Annotated in this window: 16 protein-coding genes and 1 pseudogene; 10 read left to right on the top strand and 7 right to left on the bottom strand. The window is 67.5% G+C overall.

Annotated features, from left to right (window positions below):
- Nucleotides 1–28 precede the first annotated feature (28 nt).
- Both AC3DET_RS13400 and AC3DET_RS13395 read left to right on the top strand, forming a co-directional pair.
- Nucleotides 29–2,056, top strand: a pseudogene (locus AC3DET_RS13400) (sodium-translocating pyrophosphatase); the annotation flags it as partial.
- Between the two features lie 60 nt (nt 2,057–2,116).
- Nucleotides 2,117–2,452, top strand: a complete 336-nt coding sequence (locus tag AC3DET_RS13395) for an OmpA family protein (protein ID WP_446538452.1) — start codon at nt 2,117–2,119, stop codon at nt 2,450–2,452.
- Nucleotides 2,453–2,694: 242 nt separating this feature from the next.
- Here AC3DET_RS13395 and AC3DET_RS13390 read toward each other — a convergent pair whose 3' ends face one another.
- Complete coding sequence (locus AC3DET_RS13390) at nt 2,695–3,225, bottom strand: hypothetical protein (RefSeq protein WP_192202170.1); 531 nt, start codon at nt 3,223–3,225, stop codon at nt 2,695–2,697.
- Nucleotides 3,226–3,492: 267 nt separating this feature from the next.
- Nucleotides 3,493–4,521: a LysR family transcriptional regulator gene (locus tag AC3DET_RS13385; RefSeq protein WP_337731646.1), complete on the bottom strand. Its 1,029-nt coding sequence runs from the start codon at nt 4,519–4,521 to the stop codon at nt 3,493–3,495.
- 354 nt (nt 4,522–4,875) lie between these two features.
- Between AC3DET_RS13385 and AC3DET_RS13380 the strand changes: the two genes are divergently transcribed.
- From AC3DET_RS13380 to AC3DET_RS13350, 7 genes are all read left to right on the top strand, one after another.
- Nucleotides 4,876–5,343, top strand: a complete 468-nt coding sequence (locus AC3DET_RS13380) for a hypothetical protein (protein WP_488391951.1) — start codon at nt 4,876–4,878, stop codon at nt 5,341–5,343.
- 5 nt (nt 5,344–5,348) lie between these two features.
- Nucleotides 5,349–6,146 (top strand): SDR family NAD(P)-dependent oxidoreductase, encoded by a 798-nt coding sequence (locus tag AC3DET_RS13375; RefSeq protein WP_192202434.1) that lies wholly within the window; start codon nt 5,349–5,351, stop codon nt 6,144–6,146.
- Between the two features lie 126 nt (nt 6,147–6,272).
- Complete coding sequence (locus AC3DET_RS13370) at nt 6,273–7,481, top strand: efflux RND transporter periplasmic adaptor subunit (RefSeq protein WP_446538317.1); 1,209 nt, start codon at nt 6,273–6,275, stop codon at nt 7,479–7,481.
- 90 nt (nt 7,482–7,571) lie between these two features.
- Entirely contained in the window at nt 7,572–10,739 is a 3,168-nt protein-coding gene (locus AC3DET_RS13365) for an efflux RND transporter permease subunit (protein WP_446538318.1), read from the top strand.
- Between the two features lie 31 nt (nt 10,740–10,770).
- Nucleotides 10,771–11,523: an SDR family oxidoreductase gene (locus tag AC3DET_RS13360; protein ID WP_488391950.1), complete on the top strand. Its 753-nt coding sequence runs from the start codon at nt 10,771–10,773 to the stop codon at nt 11,521–11,523.
- Nucleotides 11,517–12,932, top strand: a complete 1,416-nt coding sequence (locus AC3DET_RS13355) for an efflux transporter outer membrane subunit (protein WP_488391949.1) — start codon at nt 11,517–11,519, stop codon at nt 12,930–12,932. The genes AC3DET_RS13360 and AC3DET_RS13355 overlap by 7 nt, the downstream gene beginning before the upstream one ends.
- Nucleotides 12,933–13,026: 94 nt before the next feature.
- Nucleotides 13,027–13,608 carry an acyloxyacyl hydrolase gene (locus AC3DET_RS13350; protein WP_488391948.1) on the top strand — a complete coding sequence of 194 codons (582 nt, stop codon included), beginning with the start codon at nt 13,027–13,029 and terminating at the stop codon, nt 13,606–13,608.
- A 152-nt stretch (nt 13,609–13,760) separates the two neighbouring features.
- On the opposite strand, the gene AC3DET_RS13345 is transcribed toward AC3DET_RS13350, so the two are convergent.
- Both AC3DET_RS13345 and AC3DET_RS13340 read right to left on the bottom strand, forming a co-directional pair.
- Nucleotides 13,761–14,309, bottom strand: coding sequence for a lipocalin family protein (locus tag AC3DET_RS13345; protein WP_488391947.1), 549 nt, complete (start codon nt 14,307–14,309; stop codon nt 13,761–13,763).
- A gap of 112 nt (nt 14,310–14,421) precedes the next feature.
- On the bottom strand, nt 14,422–14,775 hold the full coding sequence (locus tag AC3DET_RS13340) for a BON domain-containing protein (protein WP_337731655.1): 354 nt from the start codon (nt 14,773–14,775) through the stop codon (nt 14,422–14,424).
- Between the two features lie 171 nt (nt 14,776–14,946).
- Between AC3DET_RS13340 and AC3DET_RS13335 the strand changes: the two genes are divergently transcribed.
- Nucleotides 14,947–15,987, top strand: coding sequence for an oxidoreductase (locus AC3DET_RS13335; protein ID WP_488391946.1), 1,041 nt, complete (start codon nt 14,947–14,949; stop codon nt 15,985–15,987).
- A gap of 164 nt (nt 15,988–16,151) precedes the next feature.
- Here the strand turns inward: AC3DET_RS13335 and AC3DET_RS13330 are convergent, their stop codons facing one another.
- From AC3DET_RS13330 to soxR, 3 genes are all read right to left on the bottom strand, one after another.
- Nucleotides 16,152–16,769 (bottom strand): HAD family hydrolase, encoded by a 618-nt coding sequence (locus AC3DET_RS13330; RefSeq protein WP_488391945.1) that lies wholly within the window; start codon nt 16,767–16,769, stop codon nt 16,152–16,154.
- On the bottom strand, nt 16,756–17,283 hold the full coding sequence (locus AC3DET_RS13325) for a DUF2059 domain-containing protein (RefSeq protein ID WP_488391944.1): 528 nt from the start codon (nt 17,281–17,283) through the stop codon (nt 16,756–16,758). The genes AC3DET_RS13330 and AC3DET_RS13325 overlap by 14 nt, the downstream gene beginning before the upstream one ends.
- Nucleotides 17,284–17,344: 61 nt before the next feature.
- Nucleotides 17,345–17,809: a redox-sensitive transcriptional activator SoxR gene (gene soxR / locus AC3DET_RS13320; protein ID WP_192202184.1), complete on the bottom strand. Its 465-nt coding sequence runs from the start codon at nt 17,807–17,809 to the stop codon at nt 17,345–17,347.
- Nucleotides 17,810–17,851 lie beyond the last annotated feature (42 nt).

The raw sequence follows: 17,851 nt of genomic DNA, 5'->3' as shown, positions 1-17,851 counted from the left end.
ACGACATCCATCAACCTTGGGAGGGGTCATGCTGGAACAACACGGTTTGACGCTGGCGCTGATCTGCGCCGGCGTGGCGATCATCTACGGCGTGGTGGCTGCGCGCTGGATCATGAAACAGCCCGCGGGCAATGCCCGCATGCAGGAAATCGCGGCGGCCGTGCAGGAGGGCGCCAGCGCCTACCTCAACCGGCAGTACACCACCATCGGCATCGCCGGCATCGTGCTGTTCGTGCTGATCGGTTTCTTCCTTTCCTGGGCCAGCGCCATCGGCTTCCTGATCGGCGCCGTGCTGTCCGGCGCGGCAGGCTACATCGGCATGAACGTCTCGGTGCGCGCCAACGTACGCACTGCCGAAGCGGCGAGAAAGGGCATCAGCGCGGCGATGGACGTGGCCTTCAAGGGCGGCGCCATCACCGGCATGCTGGTGGTCGGCCTGGGCCTGCTGGGCGTGGTCGGCTACTTCGCGGTGCTCCACCTGCACATGGGCTACACCGAGGCCGAAGCGCTGCATGCGTTGATCGGCCTGGCCTTCGGCTCGTCGCTGATCTCGATCTTCGCCCGCCTGGGCGGCGGCATCTTCACCAAGGGCGCCGACGTCGGCGCGGACCTGGTGGGCAAGGTGGAAGCCGGCATCCCCGAGGATGATCCGCGCAACCCCGCCGTGATCGCCGACAACGTCGGCGACAACGTCGGCGACTGCGCCGGCATGGCGGCCGACCTGTTCGAGACCTACGCGGTCACCATCATCGCCACCATGCTGCTGGGCAGTCTGATGGCGGCGCAGGCCGGCGAGAACGCCGTGCTATATCCCCTGGTGCTCGGTGGCGTGTCGATCATCGCCTCGATCATCGGCGCCTTCTTCGTCAAGGTGAAGGCGGGCGGCTCCATCATGGGGGCGCTGTACAAGGGCGTGATCGTGTCGGCGGTGCTGGCGGCCGTCGCGTTCTACCCCATCACCACGCAGCTGATGGCCGATTCCAGCTACGGGGCGATGAACCTGTACTTCTGCGCGCTGGTCGGACTGGTGCTGACCGGTGTGATCGTGTGGATCACCGAGTACTACACCGGCACGCAGTACGCGCCGGTCAAGCATGTGGCCGCTGCATCCACCACCGGGCACGGCACCAACATCATCGCCGGCCTGGGCGTATCGATGCGCTCCACCGCATGGCCGGTGGTGGCGGTGTGCGCCGCCATCCTCGGTGCGTATGCGCTGGGCGGGCTGTACGGCATCGCCATCGCCGCGACGGCGATGCTGTCGATGGCCGGCATGATCGTGGCGCTGGACGCCTACGGCCCCATCACCGACAACGCCGGTGGCATCGCGGAAATGGCGGAACTGCCGCCGGAAATCCGTGCCATCACCGATCCGCTGGATGCGGTGGGCAACACCACCAAGGCGGTGACCAAGGGTTATGCGATCGGTTCTGCCGCACTGGCCGCGCTGGTGCTGTTCGCCGATTACACGCACAACCTGCAGACCGCGCACCCCGGCACGGTGTTCACCTTCGACCTGTCCAACCACCTGGTGATCGTCGGCCTGCTGATCGGCGGCCTGATCCCGTACCTGTTCGGCGCGATGGCGATGGAAGCCGTGGGCCGCGCGGCGGGCAGCGTGGTGGAGGAAGTGCGCCGGCAATTCCGCGAGATCCCCGGGATCATGGCGGGCACCGGCAAGCCGGACTACAGCAAGGCCGTGGACATGCTGACCAAGTCGGCGATCAAGGAAATGATCGTGCCGTCGCTACTGCCGGTGATCGTGCCGATCATCGTCGGCCTGCTGCTGGGACCGCAGGCGCTGGGGGGCCTGTTGATCGGCACCATCGTCACCGGCCTGTTCGTGGCCATCTCGATGACCACCGGCGGCGGCGCATGGGACAACGCCAAGAAGTACATCGAGGACGGCCACCATGGCGGCAAGGGCAGCGAGGCGCACAAGGCCGCCGTCACCGGCGACACGGTCGGTGACCCCTACAAGGACACCGCCGGCCCCGCGATCAATCCGCTGATCAAGATCATCAACATCGTCGCGCTGCTGCTGGTGCCGGTGCTGCCGGTCAACGGCTGGCTGGGCAGCGCCACGTCGACGGAGGTCGCCGCGCATGCCGCGCCGATGGCCGCCGGTGAGGTGGTGGACGGACGCAGTGCGCGCATCCTGTTCGACAGCGGATCGGCCGTGGTGCCCTCGGATACCAGCGCGCGGATGGCCGGCGTGCTGGGCACGCTCGGTGCCGATCCGGGCAAGCGTGTCCGCGTGTCCGGCTTCCACGATGCCAGTGGCGATGCCGCTGCGAACGAGGCGCTGGCGAAGCAGCGCGCCGAGGCCATCCAGCAATGGCTGGTGGTCAATGGCGTGGCGGTGGAGCGGATCGCGCTCGACAAGCCGGCGCAGACCACCGGCGGCGGCGATGCCGATGAAGCGCGGCGCGTGGATGTGCTGGTGGAATAAGCGAAGCACGATGCGTCAAGAAGAAGGGCGGCCATTGGCCGCCCTTTCTCAATCCCCTGTAGGAGCGACGCGAGTCGCGACCGCACGCTATCGGCGCACGTAAGCCGAACCCACTAAGACAAACAAAGGAACATCATCATTCGGTCTGTTCCTGCCGATTGGGCGCTTCCCGGCGCTACACCGTGCGGTCGCGACTCGCGTCGCTCCTACAGGGACCTTAATTCGCGAGGGCAATGATCGGATCAGGACGTCGGCTGCAGCGCCACCACGCGCACGTCGACATCCTTGCACGCGTCATCCTTGCAGATGCCGTTCACCCAGGCTTCGCCGTTGCCGAACATCACGCCCTTGTAGTTGACCATCAACTGCGAGTACTTCTGCCGCGTGATGGCCTCGGCGATGGCCGGCAGCATGATCCTGTCGTAGTCGCGCACGAACGCTTCGGCATCCGCCACCTTCATCGGCTGCCCTTCCCGCACGGTGGAGAACGGATAGTCCACCAGCGCGGCCACGGCCGCCGCGTCGTTCGCTGCGACCGCCTGCTGCAGTTGGCGGATCACGGCTTCATAGCGCGCGTGCTCGCCCAGCACTTCATCGATCGTCTGGTTGACCGCCGCAGGGTCGTCCGCAACCTCGGCGGGAGGTGCCGCCGTCTTGACCACCGCCGCCTGCGCGGGCGCCGCCGCGGGCGTGGCCCGGGTATCCACCTCGGGCGCAGATGGCGCACAGGCCGCGAGGCACAGCACCATCGATGCTGTCATCAGCTTGTTCATCGTTCGGATTCCTGGTCAGGTGGCAGACGCGGTGCGGTGGTCCATCCATGGCGCGACAACCCAGCTCCGGCGATGCGCCTCCATCCTAGCCAGCCGCACGCCGGCTTGCGTTCGGGAATCGTTAGCCGGAACCCGACCGCATCCACCGTCGTCCCGGCGAACGCCGGGACCCAGCTTGCCTTTGCTCGTGTTCGCAAGCCGCGGGGGGAGCCGCAACCGCCAACGGGACGCAACGAACGTTGGGCCGACGTTGCGCGGCTGCCGTCGTCAACTCAGCACGTCGGCCAGCACCTTGCGCCCCACCGCTGCCGCGGCTTCGGCCTCGGGCGCCGTCCCGGCGGCGGCGCGCGCTTCGGCCTGCTGCTTCAGGTAGACCGGGCAGTGTTCCATCATGTAGTCCACGTCGAACTTCATCCGCTCGACCAGGAAATCGACGAACGCGCGCACCTTCGGCGACTGCACGTGGCCGCGCGGGAAGACCGCGTTGAACTCGTACTCCTGCCCGGTCCAGCCAGCCAGGACACGCTGCAGGTGGCCCTGCTCCAGGTACGACTTCACCATGACATCGGCGCCCAGCATCAATCCCTCCCCGCACAGCAATGCGCCCTTGAGCGCGGCCGGGTCGTTCGCGACCAGGATGGGGTTGATCGGGTAGTCGCGCTCGCCGCTCGCATCACTGAGCGTCATCGCCCACCCGTTGCCGCGGCGGTGCTTCTGCATGGCCAGCACGCGATGGTGCTGCAGGTCGTCGGGATGCAGCGGCTCGCCATAACGCGCCAGGTACTTCGGGCTGGCATACACCTGCGTGCGCAGAGTGCTCAGCCGGCGCGCGACGAGGTTGGAATCCGGCAGGCTGCCTATGCGCAGCGCCACATCGATCTCGCCAGAGATCAGGTCGAGCGTGTCGTTGGCGAGCACCATCTCCACGCGGATCTCGGGATACTGCGCATGGAATTCGCCCAGCAGCGGCGAGATCTTGTCGATGCCGATCGAGTACGGCGCGGTGAAGCGCAACCAGCCGCGGGGACCGGCGTGCAGCTGGCTGACCGCACTCGCGGCCTCGTTCAATTCGCGCGCGATGCGCTGGCAGTGTTCGTAGTAGACGTTGCCGGCTTCGGTGAGGCCCAGCTTGCGCGTGGTCCGGTGCAGCAGTTGCGCGCCGAGGCGCGTCTCCAGCTCCTGCACCTTGCGGCTGACCGTGGTCTTGGGCAGGCGCAGCACATTGGCAGCGGCGATGAAGCTGCCCTGCTCCACCACCTTGACGAAGATCAGGGTGTCGTTGAGATCGTGGCTCATCGTATGACTCCAGAGGACGAAGGGCACATTGGCCCGCTGACGGGATGATTATTCCCCTAAATCAGGACTAATCAAGTCCTCATTGGGGGCGTAACGTGGCGCCTATCGTCCTCCACCGGGTACCGCCCCCATGCTGTTCGCCCGCCTCTTCCAATCCCTGGAACACCCCGAAGATCCGCAGGAAGCCCCGGCACCACGCGCTTTCCGTCGCGGAAAAAGCCTGTTGTTGCGGGATCTCCCGGGCCACGTGGCCGCGCCGCGGTCGCAGCGTGGTGGCGTGCTGGGTGGTGGACGCCGCATGGGCGGGTTTGCCTCGCTGGCTGGGATTATCCCGGTCGCGGGAGGATTCATCCCATGAGCGGGACACTAGCCCGTCTCCTTCCGACGAACGGCGTCGCCCCCGGTGCCGATGACCGCAGCACCCCCGCGCTGCGCCTTGGCACCTGCCAGGCGTTCGTGGCCCCCCCCCTCGAGGGCGTGCAGGATCAGGCAATCGCGCAACAGGATCCGGATATCGCGATCACCGCACCGGTCGCCAGACTGGCGCCCATGCCTTTTTCCTTTCCGAGTGCCGCCATGCGCTGGCTCCGTGCCGTTGCGCGTGCGCTGGCCGAACGCTTCCGCAGGCCGGCCGACCCGTCGTCATCCTCCCCCGCGACGGGTCGGTCCGCCGTGCGCCTGCCGTTCGCAAGCAAGGCCACCGGCTTCCGCGAATTCACGCTGCCCCGCCATCTGGCCGATGGCGGTCGTCTGCGCCTGCGGGTGAAGGCGGCCGGTGCCAGCGCGCGTATCGCACCGCTTTCGATGCGGAGCAAGCAGTGAACACGATGAAGGACACCCTCACCCCGGGCGCGCTGGTGCTGGGCGCAGGCGGCAACGTCGGATTCGGCGTGGTCGGTGCGCTGCTCGAAGCCGGCAGCCCGGTGCTGGCGGTCGGTCGCGACGGCCCGCGCATGAGTGCGCTGGCGGAACATTTCGAGGACGAGCCAGGACTGGAGCTGATCCATTCCCCGTGCATCCACGACGACCGCGATGCCGCGCGCCTGGCCGAGCAGGTGCGCGAACGTGGTCGCCCGCTGCGTGCGGTGTTCGCCAGCATGGGCACGCCGCTGCAGAGCGGACGCCTGCTGGATCGCCCGGCATCGTTCCTGCTGGAAAAGCTCGAAGCCGACCTGATCCCGCATCTCGCCGCCGCCCGCCACCTGCTGCCGGTGCTGGCCGAAAGCCAGACCGCCGCCAACTACGTGCTGATCGGCGGGCCGTATGCGGAGCGCGGCTGGTCCGGCTATGGCCATGCCTCGGTCACCGGCGCCGCGATGCGCATGCTGGCGCAGGTGCTGCACGAAGAAGCGCATGCCCTCGGCGTGCGCGTGCAGCTGCTGTCGGTGGACAAGCCGGTATGCACGCCTGAAAACGCGATCAACGCGTGCGCGGAATGGCCCGATGCGCTGGCCGTCGGACGCAGCGCGGTATCGCTGCTGACGCGCACCGGCCGCTCTTCGCAATCCATCGTCACCTGGTCCGCGCGCGACGCGAAGCCGCCGGAGCAGACCGTGGCGTGCGACTTCGAGGACGCGTTGTGGGCCGTCGCCGGCGCCCGGCGCAATGGCCGCGCATCCGCCTGACTGTCACGCCGCAACGCACCGCTCCGTCTCCGCCTGCATCGATCCGATCCGCCGCTTGACCTCAACCTGACTTCAGGTCGCAGTCTTGGCCCCCGTTTCCTCCTCTCCCCCAAGAGACCACCACCCATGAACACGAATCTCCCCACTCCCCCGCGCGCCCGCCGTCTGCTGGCGCTGGGTGCGTTCAGTGCGCTCGCCCTTGCCGTGCTGGCCGGCTGCAGCGGACAGGCCGCCGAACACGGCGCGCCGCCCCCGCCGGAGGTCAGCGTCGCGGCCGTACCCGTGAAGTCGGTCAGCCAGTGGGACGAATTCAGTGGCCGCGTCGAGGCCATCGAGCACGTCGACCTGCGTCCGCGCGTATCCGGCTACATCGATCGCGTCAACTACACCGAAGGCCAGGAAGTGAAGAAGGGCGACGTTCTCTTCACCATCGACGCGCGCAGCTACCGTGCCGAACTGGCACGCGCGCAGGCCGAACTGGCACGCGCCCGCACGCTGGCCGAACTCGGCCGCAGCGAGGCCTCGCGCGCCAAGCGCCTGTCCGACCTGCAGGCCCTGTCCACCGAGGAGTACGAACAGCGCCGCGCCAACGCCGACCAGGCACAGGCGAATGTCGCCGCCGCGCAGGCCGCGCTGGAAAGCGCGCGTCTGAACCTGGAATGGACCCAGGTGCGCGCCCCCATCAATGGCCGCGCCGGTCGTGCGCTGGTCACCGCCGGCAACCTGGTCAGCGCCGGCGATGCCGCCAGCGTGCTGACGACCGTCGTCTCGCTGGACAAGGTGCACGTGCACTTCGATGCCGACGAACGCGCCTTCCTGCGCTACGCCGAGATGGCCCGCAACGGCGAGCGTCCCAGCGAACGCGACGGCAAGGTGCCCGTGCAGGTGGCACTGGCCGACGAAACCGACTTCCCGCATGCGGGCGTGGTCGACTTCCTCGACAACCAGGTGGACCGCAGCACCGGCACCATCCGCGCCCGCGCGCTGCTGGACAACGCCGACCGCGTCTTCACCCCCGGCCTGTATGCCCGCGTACGCCTGCTGGGCAGCGGTGAATTCAAGGCCGCGCTGGTGGACGACAAGGCGGTACTGACCGATCAGGACCGCAAGTACGTCTACGTGGTGGACAAGGAAGGCAAGGCCCAGCGCCGCGACGTGCAGGTCGGCCGCATGGCCGACGGCCTGCGCATCGTGGAGAAGGGCCTGTCGGCCGGCGACCGCGTGATCGTCAGCGGCGTGCAGAAGGTCTTCTTCCCCGGCATGCCGGTGCAGGCCAAGGCCGTGGTGATGGGGGCGGCCGACGCGCCGCCGACCCAGGCCGTCGCCAAGAACTGACGCTCCGCGCATCGCCCTGATTGACCCCACGCCTGCCACTCCCCTGGCAGGCGACGGGGACGCTCTTTCTTCTTTCCAGGAAATCCACCCATGGACTTCTCAAGATTCTTCATCGACCGGCCGATCTTCGCCGCCGTGCTGTCGATCGTGATCTTCGCCGCCGGCCTGATCTCGATCCCGTTGCTGCCGATCGGCGAATACCCCGAAGTGGTACCGCCGTCGGTCGTCGTCCGTACGGTCTACCCCGGCGCCAACCCCAAGGTGATCGCCGAAACCGTCGCCACGCCGCTGGAAGAGGCCATCAACGGCGTCGAGGACATGATGTACGTCAAGTCCGTCGCCGGCTCGGATGGCGTGCTGTCGCTGACGGTGACCTTCAAGCCGGGCACCGATCCCGACGAAGCCGCCGTGCGCGTGCAGAACCGCGTGGCGCAGGCACAGGCGCGCCTGCCCGAGGACGTGCGCCGGCAGGGCGTCACCACACAGAAGCAGTCGCCCGTGTTCCTGATGGTCGTGCACCTGACCTCGAAGGACGGCAAGTACGATTCGCTGTACCTGCGCAACTACATGCGTCTGCACGTCAAGGATGAGCTGGCTCGCATCCAGGGCGTCGGCGATGCGCAGCAGTTCGGCGGCGGCGACTACGCGATGCGCCTGTGGCTGGACCCGGACAAGGTGGCCGCCCGCGGCATGACCGCCGGCGACGTGCTGCGCGCCGTGCGCGAACAGAACGTGCAGGTCTCGGCCGGCCAGCTCGGTGCCGAGCCGATGCCGAACGGCAGCGACTTCCTGCTGCCGATCAACGCCAAGGGCCGTCTGGAAACCGTCGAGGAATTCGGCAACATCGTGCTGAAGAGCGGCACCGACGGCGAGATCGTGCGCCTGGCCGATGTCGCCCGCATCGAACTGGCCGCCGGCGACTACACGCTGCGCGCCCGCCTGGACGGCAAGAACGCCTCGGCCATCGGCATCTTCCAGGCCCCCGGCGCCAACGCGCTGGAGATCCGCGACGCCGTGGTCGCCAAGATGGACGAGATCCGCCCGACGCTGCCGCCGGGCGTGGAGATCCAGTCGATCTACGACACCACCATCTTCGTCCGCGACTCCATCAAGTCCGTCGTCATGACCCTGCTGGAAGCCACCCTGCTGGTGGTGCTGGTGGTGATCCTGTTCCTGCAGACCTGGCGCGCTTCCATCATCCCGTTGCTGGCGGTACCGGTCTCGGTGGTCGGTACGTTCGCCGTGCTGTACCTGCTGGGCTACTCGATCAACACCTTGACCCTGTTCGGCCTGGTGCTGGCCATCGGCATCGTGGTGGACGACGCCATCGTGGTGGTGGAGAACGTCGAGCGCCACATCGAACTCGGCGCCACGCCGCTGGAAGCGGCCCACCTGGCAATGAAGGAAGTCTCCGGCCCGATCATCGCCATCGCGCTGGTGCTCTGTGCGGTGTTCGTGCCGATGGCCTTCCTGACCGGCGTGACCGGCCAGTTCTACAAGCAGTTCGCCGTCACCATCGCCATCTCCACGGTCATCTCGGCGATCAACTCGCTGACCCTGTCGCCGGCGCTGGCCGCCAAGCTGCTGAGATCGCACCATGCGCCGAAGGACGGCCCGTCGCGGCTGATCGACCGCCTGTTCGGCTGGCTGTTCCGTCCGTTCAACCGCTTCTTCAACCGCAGCTCGCAGCGCTACGAAGGCGCGGTGTCGCGCGCGCTCGGCAAGCGCGGTGCGGTGTTCGCGGTCTACATGGTGCTGCTGATCGGTGCGGGCCTCATGTTCAAGGCGGTGCCGGCGGGCTTCATTCCCGTGCAGGACAAGCTGTACGTGATCGCCGGCGTGAAGATGCCGGAAGGCGCCTCGATCGAACGTACCGACACCGTGCTCAAGAAGATGGCGGCACTCGCCAACGAAGTCGACGGCGTCGCCAGCGAGATCGCGTTCCCGGGCCTCAACCCGCTGCAGTTCACCAACACACCCAACAACGGTGTGATCTTCTTCACCCTCGACCCCTTCGGTGAGCGCTCGCGTTCGGCCGAGGAGATCACCGCCGAACTCAACCAGAAGTTCTCCACCATCCAGGAAGGCTTCACTTTCGCCTTCATGCCGCCGCCCATCCAGGGCCTGGGCAACGGTTCCGGCTGGTCGCTGTTCATCGAGGACCGCACCCGCCTGGGCTATGGCGAACTGCAGAACGCCGTGCAGGCGTTCCAGGGTGCGGCGTCGCAGACGCCGGGCCTGGGCTTCCCGATCAGCAGCTACCAGGCCAACGTGCCGCAGCTGGATGCCGAGGTCGACCGGGTGAAGGCGAAGGCGCAGGGCGTGCCGCTGACCGAGCTGTTCGACACGCTGCAGACCTACCTCGGTTCGGCCTACGTCAACGACTTCAACATGTTCGGCCGTACCTGGCAGGTGATCGCCCAGGCCGACGGTCCGTTCCGCGACAACGTCGAGGACATCGCCAATCTGCGTACCCGCAACGGCAATGGCGAGATGGTGCCGATCGGCAGCATGGTCAGCGTCAAGCAGACCTACGGCCCGGACCCGGTGATCCGCTTCAACGGGTATCCCGCCGCGGACCTGCTGGGCGACGCCGATCCGCGCGTGCTGTCCTCCGGCGAAGCCATGGCCAAGGTCACCGAGCTGGCGCAGCAGGTGCTGCCGACCGGCATGGGCATCGGCTGGAGCGATCTGAGCTACCAGCAGATGACGCAGGGCGGCGCCGCGCTGGTGGTGTTCCCGCTGGCAGTGCTGCTGGCGTTCCTGGTGCTGGCCGCGCTGTACGAAAGCTGGACGCTGCCGCTGGCGGTGATCCTGATCGTGCCCATGACGCTGCTGTCCGCCCTGTTCGGCGTGTGGCTGGCCGGTGGCGACAACAACGTGTTCGTGCAGGTGGGCCTGGTGGTACTGATGGGCCTGGCGTGCAAGAACGCCATCCTGATCGTCGAGTTCGCCCGCGAGCTGGAGCTGCAGGGCAAGGGCATCGTCGAATCAGCACTGGAATCCTGTCGCCTGCGCCTGCGTCCGATCATCATGACGTCGGTGGCCTTCATCGCCGGCACCGTGCCGCTGGTGCTGTCCAGCGGTGCCGGCGCCGAAGTCCGCTCGATCACCGGCATCACGGTGTTCGCCGGCATGCTGGGCGTCACCCTGTTCGGCCTGTTCCTGACGCCGGTGTTTTACGTGGCCCTGCGCAAGCTGGCCAACCGTCCGCTCGTTTCCCATGCGCCGGCCACCGATGCCACGGCATCCCACTGACGCTTCCTCTCCTCACTCACGAGGCAATGCCATGAACACTTCATCCAACAAGATCGCCCTCGTCACCGGCGCCACCCGCGGCATCGGCCGCGAAACCGTCCGCCAGCTGGCCGAAGCCGGCGTGCACACGATCCTTGCCGGCCGCAATCGCGACAAGGCCGTCGAAGCCACGCTCGACCTGCAGGCCCAGGGCCTGCCGGTGGAAGCCATCGCGCTGGACGTCACCGACGCGGCCAGCATCGCCGCGGCCGTGAAGGAAATCGAACAGCGCCACGGCAAGCTCGACATCCTGGTCAACAACGCCGGCATCATGGTCGACGACATGACCAAGGGCGTGTCCGGCCAGTCGCTGGACACCTGGCGCACCACGTTCGACACCAACGTGTTCGGCCTGATCGAAACCACGCAGGCCTTCCTGCCGCTGCTGCGCAAGTCCGACGCGGGCCGCATCGTCAACGTATCCAGCCTGCTGGGCTCGATCTCGGAGCACCAGAACCCGGCCTCCTTCATCTACGAGTTCAAGGGCGTGCCGGCCTACAACGTGTCCAAGAGCGCGGTGAACGCGTGGACCGTGCACCTGGCGCACGAGCTGAAGGACACCGGCATCAAGGTCAACACCATCCATCCGGGCTACGTGCAGACCGACATGAACAAGTCCGGCGACCAGCAGAACGGCGAACTGTCCGTGCCGGAAGGCGCGCGCACCAGCGTGCAGCTGGCCCTGATCGGCAACGACGGCCCGACCGGCGGCTACTTCTACTTCGACCAGGTGCTGCCATGGTGATCCGTTCCCTCACGCTGGGCGTGGCAGCCGCGCTGCTCGCCGGCTGCGTCACCGTGGGCCCCGACTACACAGCACCGCAGACCGCACCGGCGGCACTGCAGCATGCGGCATCGGCCGGCTACGTGGCGGACCATCCGGTCGCCACGTGGTGGGGCCAGTTCGACGACCCGGTGCTGGACCAGCTGGTGCGCGATTCGCTGCTGGCCAATCCCGACGTACGCATCGCGATATCGCGCGTCAACGAAGCGCGCGCGGTGTTCTCCGAACGCCGGCTGGACCTGGCCCCGCATGTCACTGCCGGCGTGGAAGGCACGCGCACCAAGCAGCCCGTGGAAGGACAGGGCCGCGTGGAGACCGACAGCTACTCCGCCGGCTTCGATGCCGCGTGGGAGCTGGACCTGTTCGGTCGCGTGCGCCGCAATACCGAAGCCGCGCACGCGGACCTGCAGGCGCAGCGCAATGACCTGCAGGCCGCGCAGGTGAGCGTGGCTGCGGAGGTGGCACGCAACTACTTCGAACTGCGCGGTACGCAGAAGCGGCTGGAAGTGGCGCACCGCATTCTGCAGACGCTGGGCGACACCCAGCGCCTGACCGAATCGCGTTTCGACCTGGGCGCCGGCAGCCAGCTGGAAGTGCAGAGCAGCCTGGCGCGCGTGCGTGCGGTGGAAGCCGACGTGCCCGCACTGGAAGCGAGCGAAGGCCAGTCGCGGCATCGGCTCGCCGTGCTGGTGGGCAAGCGCCCCGGTGAACTGGACGCATTGCTCGCCCCGCGCGAGGCCCCGGCGTTCGCCAAGGCCCTGCCGATCGGCGACACCACCGAACTGCTGCGCCAGCGCCCCGATGTGCGCGCGGCCGAACGTCGCCTGGCGGCGGCCACGGCCCGCGTCGGCGTGGCAACGGCCGATCTGTTTCCGCGGGTCAGCCTGCGCGGCTTCATCGGCTTCCTGTCCGGCGGCTGGGGCAACCTGGTGAGCGGCGACAACCGGGCCTGGCAGGTCACGCCCTCGATCAGCTGGGCCGCATTCGACATGGGCAGCGTGCGCGCACGCCTGCGTGCCAGCGAAGCCCAGGCCGATGGTGTGGCGGCGCAGTACGAAAAGACCGTGCTGGGTGCCCTGGAGGAAACGGAAAACGCACTGCTGTCCTATGCCAAGCAGCAGGCACAGCTGAAATTCCGGCTGGAACAATCCGTTGCCGCGCGCCGTGCAGCAGAACTGGCCGAAGTCCGGTATCGTGCCGGCTCGTCCGACTTCCTCACCCTGCTGGACGCGCAGCGTACCCAGCTGGCCGCCGATGACGCGCTGGCACAGGCAGAGGCTGGCGTGAATGTCGGGGTGGTGGCGATCTACAAATCGCTGGGCGGCTGGGGCGAACAGGACGTGGCCCCCGCGTTGGCGGCGCAGCCCTGAGCCTGACGCGTCGCCTTCACTCGCCCTGACCCAACCTGGAAAATGTACCGCCGCGCCCACGGGCGCGGCTTGTTCCCCTTGATCGAGTGTGTCCGTGTCCAACCAGAACCTTGCCGTCACCCCCTCACGCGCCCGTCGCCCCTCCCCCCTTCCCCTGCTGAGCCGCTGGTCCGTGGCCGGCCTGCTGGCGCTTGCCGCCGGTACCGCCACCGCCGCCGAGCCGCGCGCGGCCTGGTTCGTGCAGGGCGGCGTCGCCGAAGACGCGCACGCGCTGACCATCGGCGCGAGCCGCGACTGGCGCTGGGAAAAGCAGTACCGCTACGGCCACGTCAGCGGCCAGTGGCAGGGCGAGATCGGCCGCTGGCACAGCGACAGCGACAACAGCACGCAGGTCGGCTTCACGCCCGCGCTGCGCTGGCGTCCGAATGGCTGGAGCGAAGGCTGGTTCGTCGAAGGCGGCATCGGCGTGAACGTGATCTTCCCGAAGTACAACACGCGGAAGAAAGAGTTCGGCACCACCTTCAACTTCGGCGACCACATCGCCGTGGGCAAGGCCTTCGGCGCGGATCGCCAGCACGAATGGTCGCTGCGCTTCCAGCATTTTTCCAACGCACGCATCGAGAAGCCGAACCCGGGCGAGAACTTCCTGCAGTTCCGCTATACGCACAGGCTTTGACGTTTCGGCTTTTGTAGGAGCGACGTAAGTCGCGACTGCACGGTGTGATGGTCTTTGTAGCGCCAGTACCCCCGCGCTTACCGCAGGTTCCCTGGAGCCTCAGTTCTCGCGGTCGCGACTCACGTCACTCCTACAACGGCAACATGCATCCTCTATCTCAGCGGCGCTGCCATGATCAACGGGGCCAGGTCGTACCCCATCGCTTCGGCCTTCGCCTTCAGCTGCTCGAACTGCGCGCGCTCCATCGACGGCTCGCGCGACAGGATCCACAGGTAGTCGCGGCCGGGTTCGCCCACCATCGCCCACTGGTATTCCGGGTCGAGCGCGATCACCCAGTAGTCCGCCCATACCCAGGGCAGCCATGACAGCCATTCGGGGGCGAAGCGGACCTCCAGCCGACCCGGATGACCTTCCACCGGACGTGCCACGCCCTGGGCCTGGTCGATGCTGCCGTCCTTCGTCCTGCACGCATTGAGCACACCGACCTTCCCCGGCGCATCCAGCGAATAGCGCGCGGTGATGTCGCCCACGCACTGCTTCTGGAATGCCATCGGCAGGTGCGCGATCTCATGCCACTGACCGGCATAGCGCGAGATGTCCAGCTGTGGCACCGAGGTGACGGGGGCGGCAGCCTGCACGGAGAACATGCTGCACGCCAGCAGCGCGGCAGCGGTGATCGGACCCAGGTGTCGGCGGTTCATCGGTCACGCCCTCGATGGATGAGAAAGGTGGAAGGCATACGGCAGAAACAGAGGAGCGGATGCACCCTACGCTGGAGTACATCCGCTCCGTGCCACACCTCGGGACCGCGGCTTACTTCGCGGCGAGTGTCAGGCCACTGGCGTCAACCTTGGAAACGCCCTTGATCTGCTTGGCCACTGCGATGGCCTTGTCCTTCTGCGCCTGGTTGGAAACGGCGCCGGTGAGCGTCACCACGCCATTGACGGTCTCGACCTTGATGTCGAGGCCGGACACGTTTTCCGTAGCCAGCAGGTCGGCTTTCACCTTGGTGGTGATCCAGGTGTCATTGACGGGCTGCGAGGAGTCGTTCTGCGTGTTCTCCTCGGGCTCGTTGGGGGGATTGTCGGCCAGCACATGGGCGCTGGAGAACAACAGGGCCGTCGACAGAGCGGCGGTCAACATCGAACGTGTGCGTACATGGTTCATGGTTCTTTCTCCTTTCGTGGTGCGTTCGGAGTGTCGGGGCGCGGGGGTACAGCGCACGTGAAGAGGATCCGTACTGTTCAGTTAAGCGTTGCGTGACGTTCATGCAGGTGGACGCGTGATCAACGCGCGTGTTGCACCTACTATGTCCGCTGGCTCCCGGACACTGCCCGCATGACTGACTCACTCAACGTCGCGCTGGTCGGCTATGGCTTCGTGGGCAAGGTGTTCCACGCGCCCCTGATCCAGGCCACGCCCGGCCTCGCACTGCATACGGTGGTTTCGCGCGACGCCGGCAAGGTGCACGCCGACTGGCCCCGTACGCATGTCACTCCCGATGCACACGCTGCCTTCTCGGATCCCGCCGTGGACCTGGTGGTCATCGCCTCACCGAACGATTCGCACGCACCGCTGGCGATCGCGGCACTCGGCCTGGGCAAGCACGTGGTGGTGGACAAACCGTTCACCCTCACGCTGCGGGAGGCGCGGGAGGTCGTGGCGGCCGCGGCGCACGCAGGGCGCATGGTCAGCGTGTTCCAGAACCGTCGCTGGGATGCGGATTTCCTGACCGTGCAGCGTCTGATCGATGAAGGTGCGATCGGGCGCGTGGCCGAATTCCACTCGCACTTCGACCGCTTCCGCCCCGCCGTGCAGGACCGCTGGCGCGAGCGCGACGAACCCGGCGGCGGGCTGTGGTACGACCTGGGCCCGCACCTGCTGGACCAGGCAGTGCAGCTGTTCGGTCTTCCCGAGTCGATCACGGCCGACATCGCCCGCCTGCGCGACGGCGCGCGCGCACCGGACTACTTCGACGTCACGCTCCGCTATCCGCACCACCGTGCCCTCCTGCATGCGTCCGCCCTCGTCGCCGGCAACGGCCTGCGCTTCGCGGTGCACGGCACGCGCGGCAGCTACCTCAAGCACGGGCTGGACGTGCAGGAGGACCAGCTGCGTGCCGGCGTGGTGCCGGGCGCGCCGGGCTGGGGCGTGGATACGCGTGCGGGAGAACGGGTGGCCGAACGCGAAGGCCGCCTCGTCGCCGGCGTCGCGCAGGCCGAGGCCGGCGACTATCGCCGCTATTACGGCGGCATCCGCGATGCGATCCTGCTGGGCACCGCGCCCCCGGTGACGACACAGGAAGCGCTGGACGTGATGCGCCTGATCGAGTCGGGCGTGCAGAGCAGCGAGGAGCAGCGCGCGATCCCGCTGGGCTGACTGCTTCCCTGTAGGAGCGGCGCGAGTCGCGACCGCATGGCCGGATCACCCAAGGCACCAGGTGCATTGCGCTCACCCAGACGACGGGTCGGGAGCGCGCCCGGGATCCTGTGTTGCGGATGGCGTGCGGTCGCGACTTACGTCGCTCCTGCAGGAACGCAGATTCAGGCCACCGTCTTGCCGCGATACGTCCGATGGTGCGCCATCGCCAGCATGGCCTGGTCTTCAGGCGTATCGCCGTAGGCATGGATGGCGGCATACGCCCGTGGATCGCACAGCGCGTGCACGCGGCGCACCTTTTCTTCGCCGACGCATTGCGGCCCCGCATAGCCGGTAATGCGTCCATTCCGCTCGGCCAGCACCGAGCACAGCAGGTCGACGCCGTGTGTCGCGCACCACGGGGCGAGATACACGTCCAGCCCACCCGAGACGACCACGATGCGGTCGCCACGCTCGCGATGCCACGCCAGTCGCGCCATCGCTTCCGGCCGCAGCACACCGGGCAGCGCGTCATGTGCGAAGGCTGCGCCCTGCGCGCGCAGGCGTTCCGCATCCACGCCGCGCAGTCCCACCTGCACGATGCTGGCCCGCGTGGGACTGCCCGCCACCCAGCCACGCCGGTAGCCGAACACCACCGGCGCGAGCAGCACGCTGCCGACCAGCAGCCGCGAACGCGCGACGGCATGGCGCATGAAATCCGGAAACGTCTCGCGCGTGGTCAGCGTGCCATCGAAGTCGAACAGCGCAAGGTCCCGTCCGTCCGTGTGCTCAGTGGCCGCCATGCGGTGCCGTCGCCTCGGGCTCGGCCTGGGCATTCTCCAACTCCTCGGCCAGCAGCTTCTGCATCTCGGGCATCAGGCTGCCCATGCGCGACTGCATCGCCTCCATCGAGTGCTGCATGACCACCGGCATCTTGTCGACCACGGCCTGCCCGGCTGGCGTCCGGTAGAACGCGAGCATGCCCTGCACTTCGTCCTCGGTGAACGACTTGCCGTAGATGTCGACGTACATCGGCGCCAGCACCTCCCAGGACAACTCCTTCTTCATCAACGCCATCATGCGCGTGCTGAGCCGGTCGACGCGGGCCTGCTGCTCGGCCGACAACGTGCCCCCGAACGCCTGGCGCATCGAGCCGGCGTACATGGCATCCACCTGGGCATACACCTGGTCCAGCATCTGGCGCGTCTTCGTGACGTCCAGCAGCTCGCGTACCGAGGCTTCGCTGGCCGGCGCGGCGGCGGCAGTGAACGCAGGCGACACCACGACAAGCAACAAGCACAGCATCCACTTTTTCATGCGTCCTCCTTTGCGGCGCCGACCTTGGCGCCCGCGCAGGATAGGACATCTCCCGTGCCGCCTACCCGTCCGCTTCCAGCAACCGGGCGCCGGGGCCCTCCTCGCCCAGTTCGTCCCACGGATTGCGCAACGGGCACGCCTTCAACGAGAGGCAGCCGCAGCCGATGCAACCGTCGAGCTGGTCGCGCAAGCGGGTGAGGCTGGCAATGCGGGCCTCGAGTGCGGCGTGCCAGCGCGCGGAGAGCTTCTTCCAGTCGGCGGCGGTGGGCGTGCGGTTGTCGGGCAATGAGGACAACGCGGACTGGATCTCCGCCAGCGGAATGCCGGTGCGTTGCGCGACCTTGATGACGGCCACGCGGCGCAGCACCTCGCGTGGATAGCGGCGCTGGTTGCCCGCATTGCGCCAGCTGTGGATCAGCCCCTTCGCTTCGTAGAAGTGCAGGGTGGAGACGGCGACGCCGGAACGCGCGGCCACCTGGCCGACGGTGAGTTCCGTTTCGATGGGCGGATGCTGTTTTCCAGGCATGGCGGGTTGACCTCAAGATTGCTTGAGGTTCTACCCTGCCCG

This window comes from Pseudoxanthomonas sp. 97-1-1, from assembly GCF_057773125.1.
This window is presented reverse-complemented; position numbering and strand designations above follow the sequence as displayed.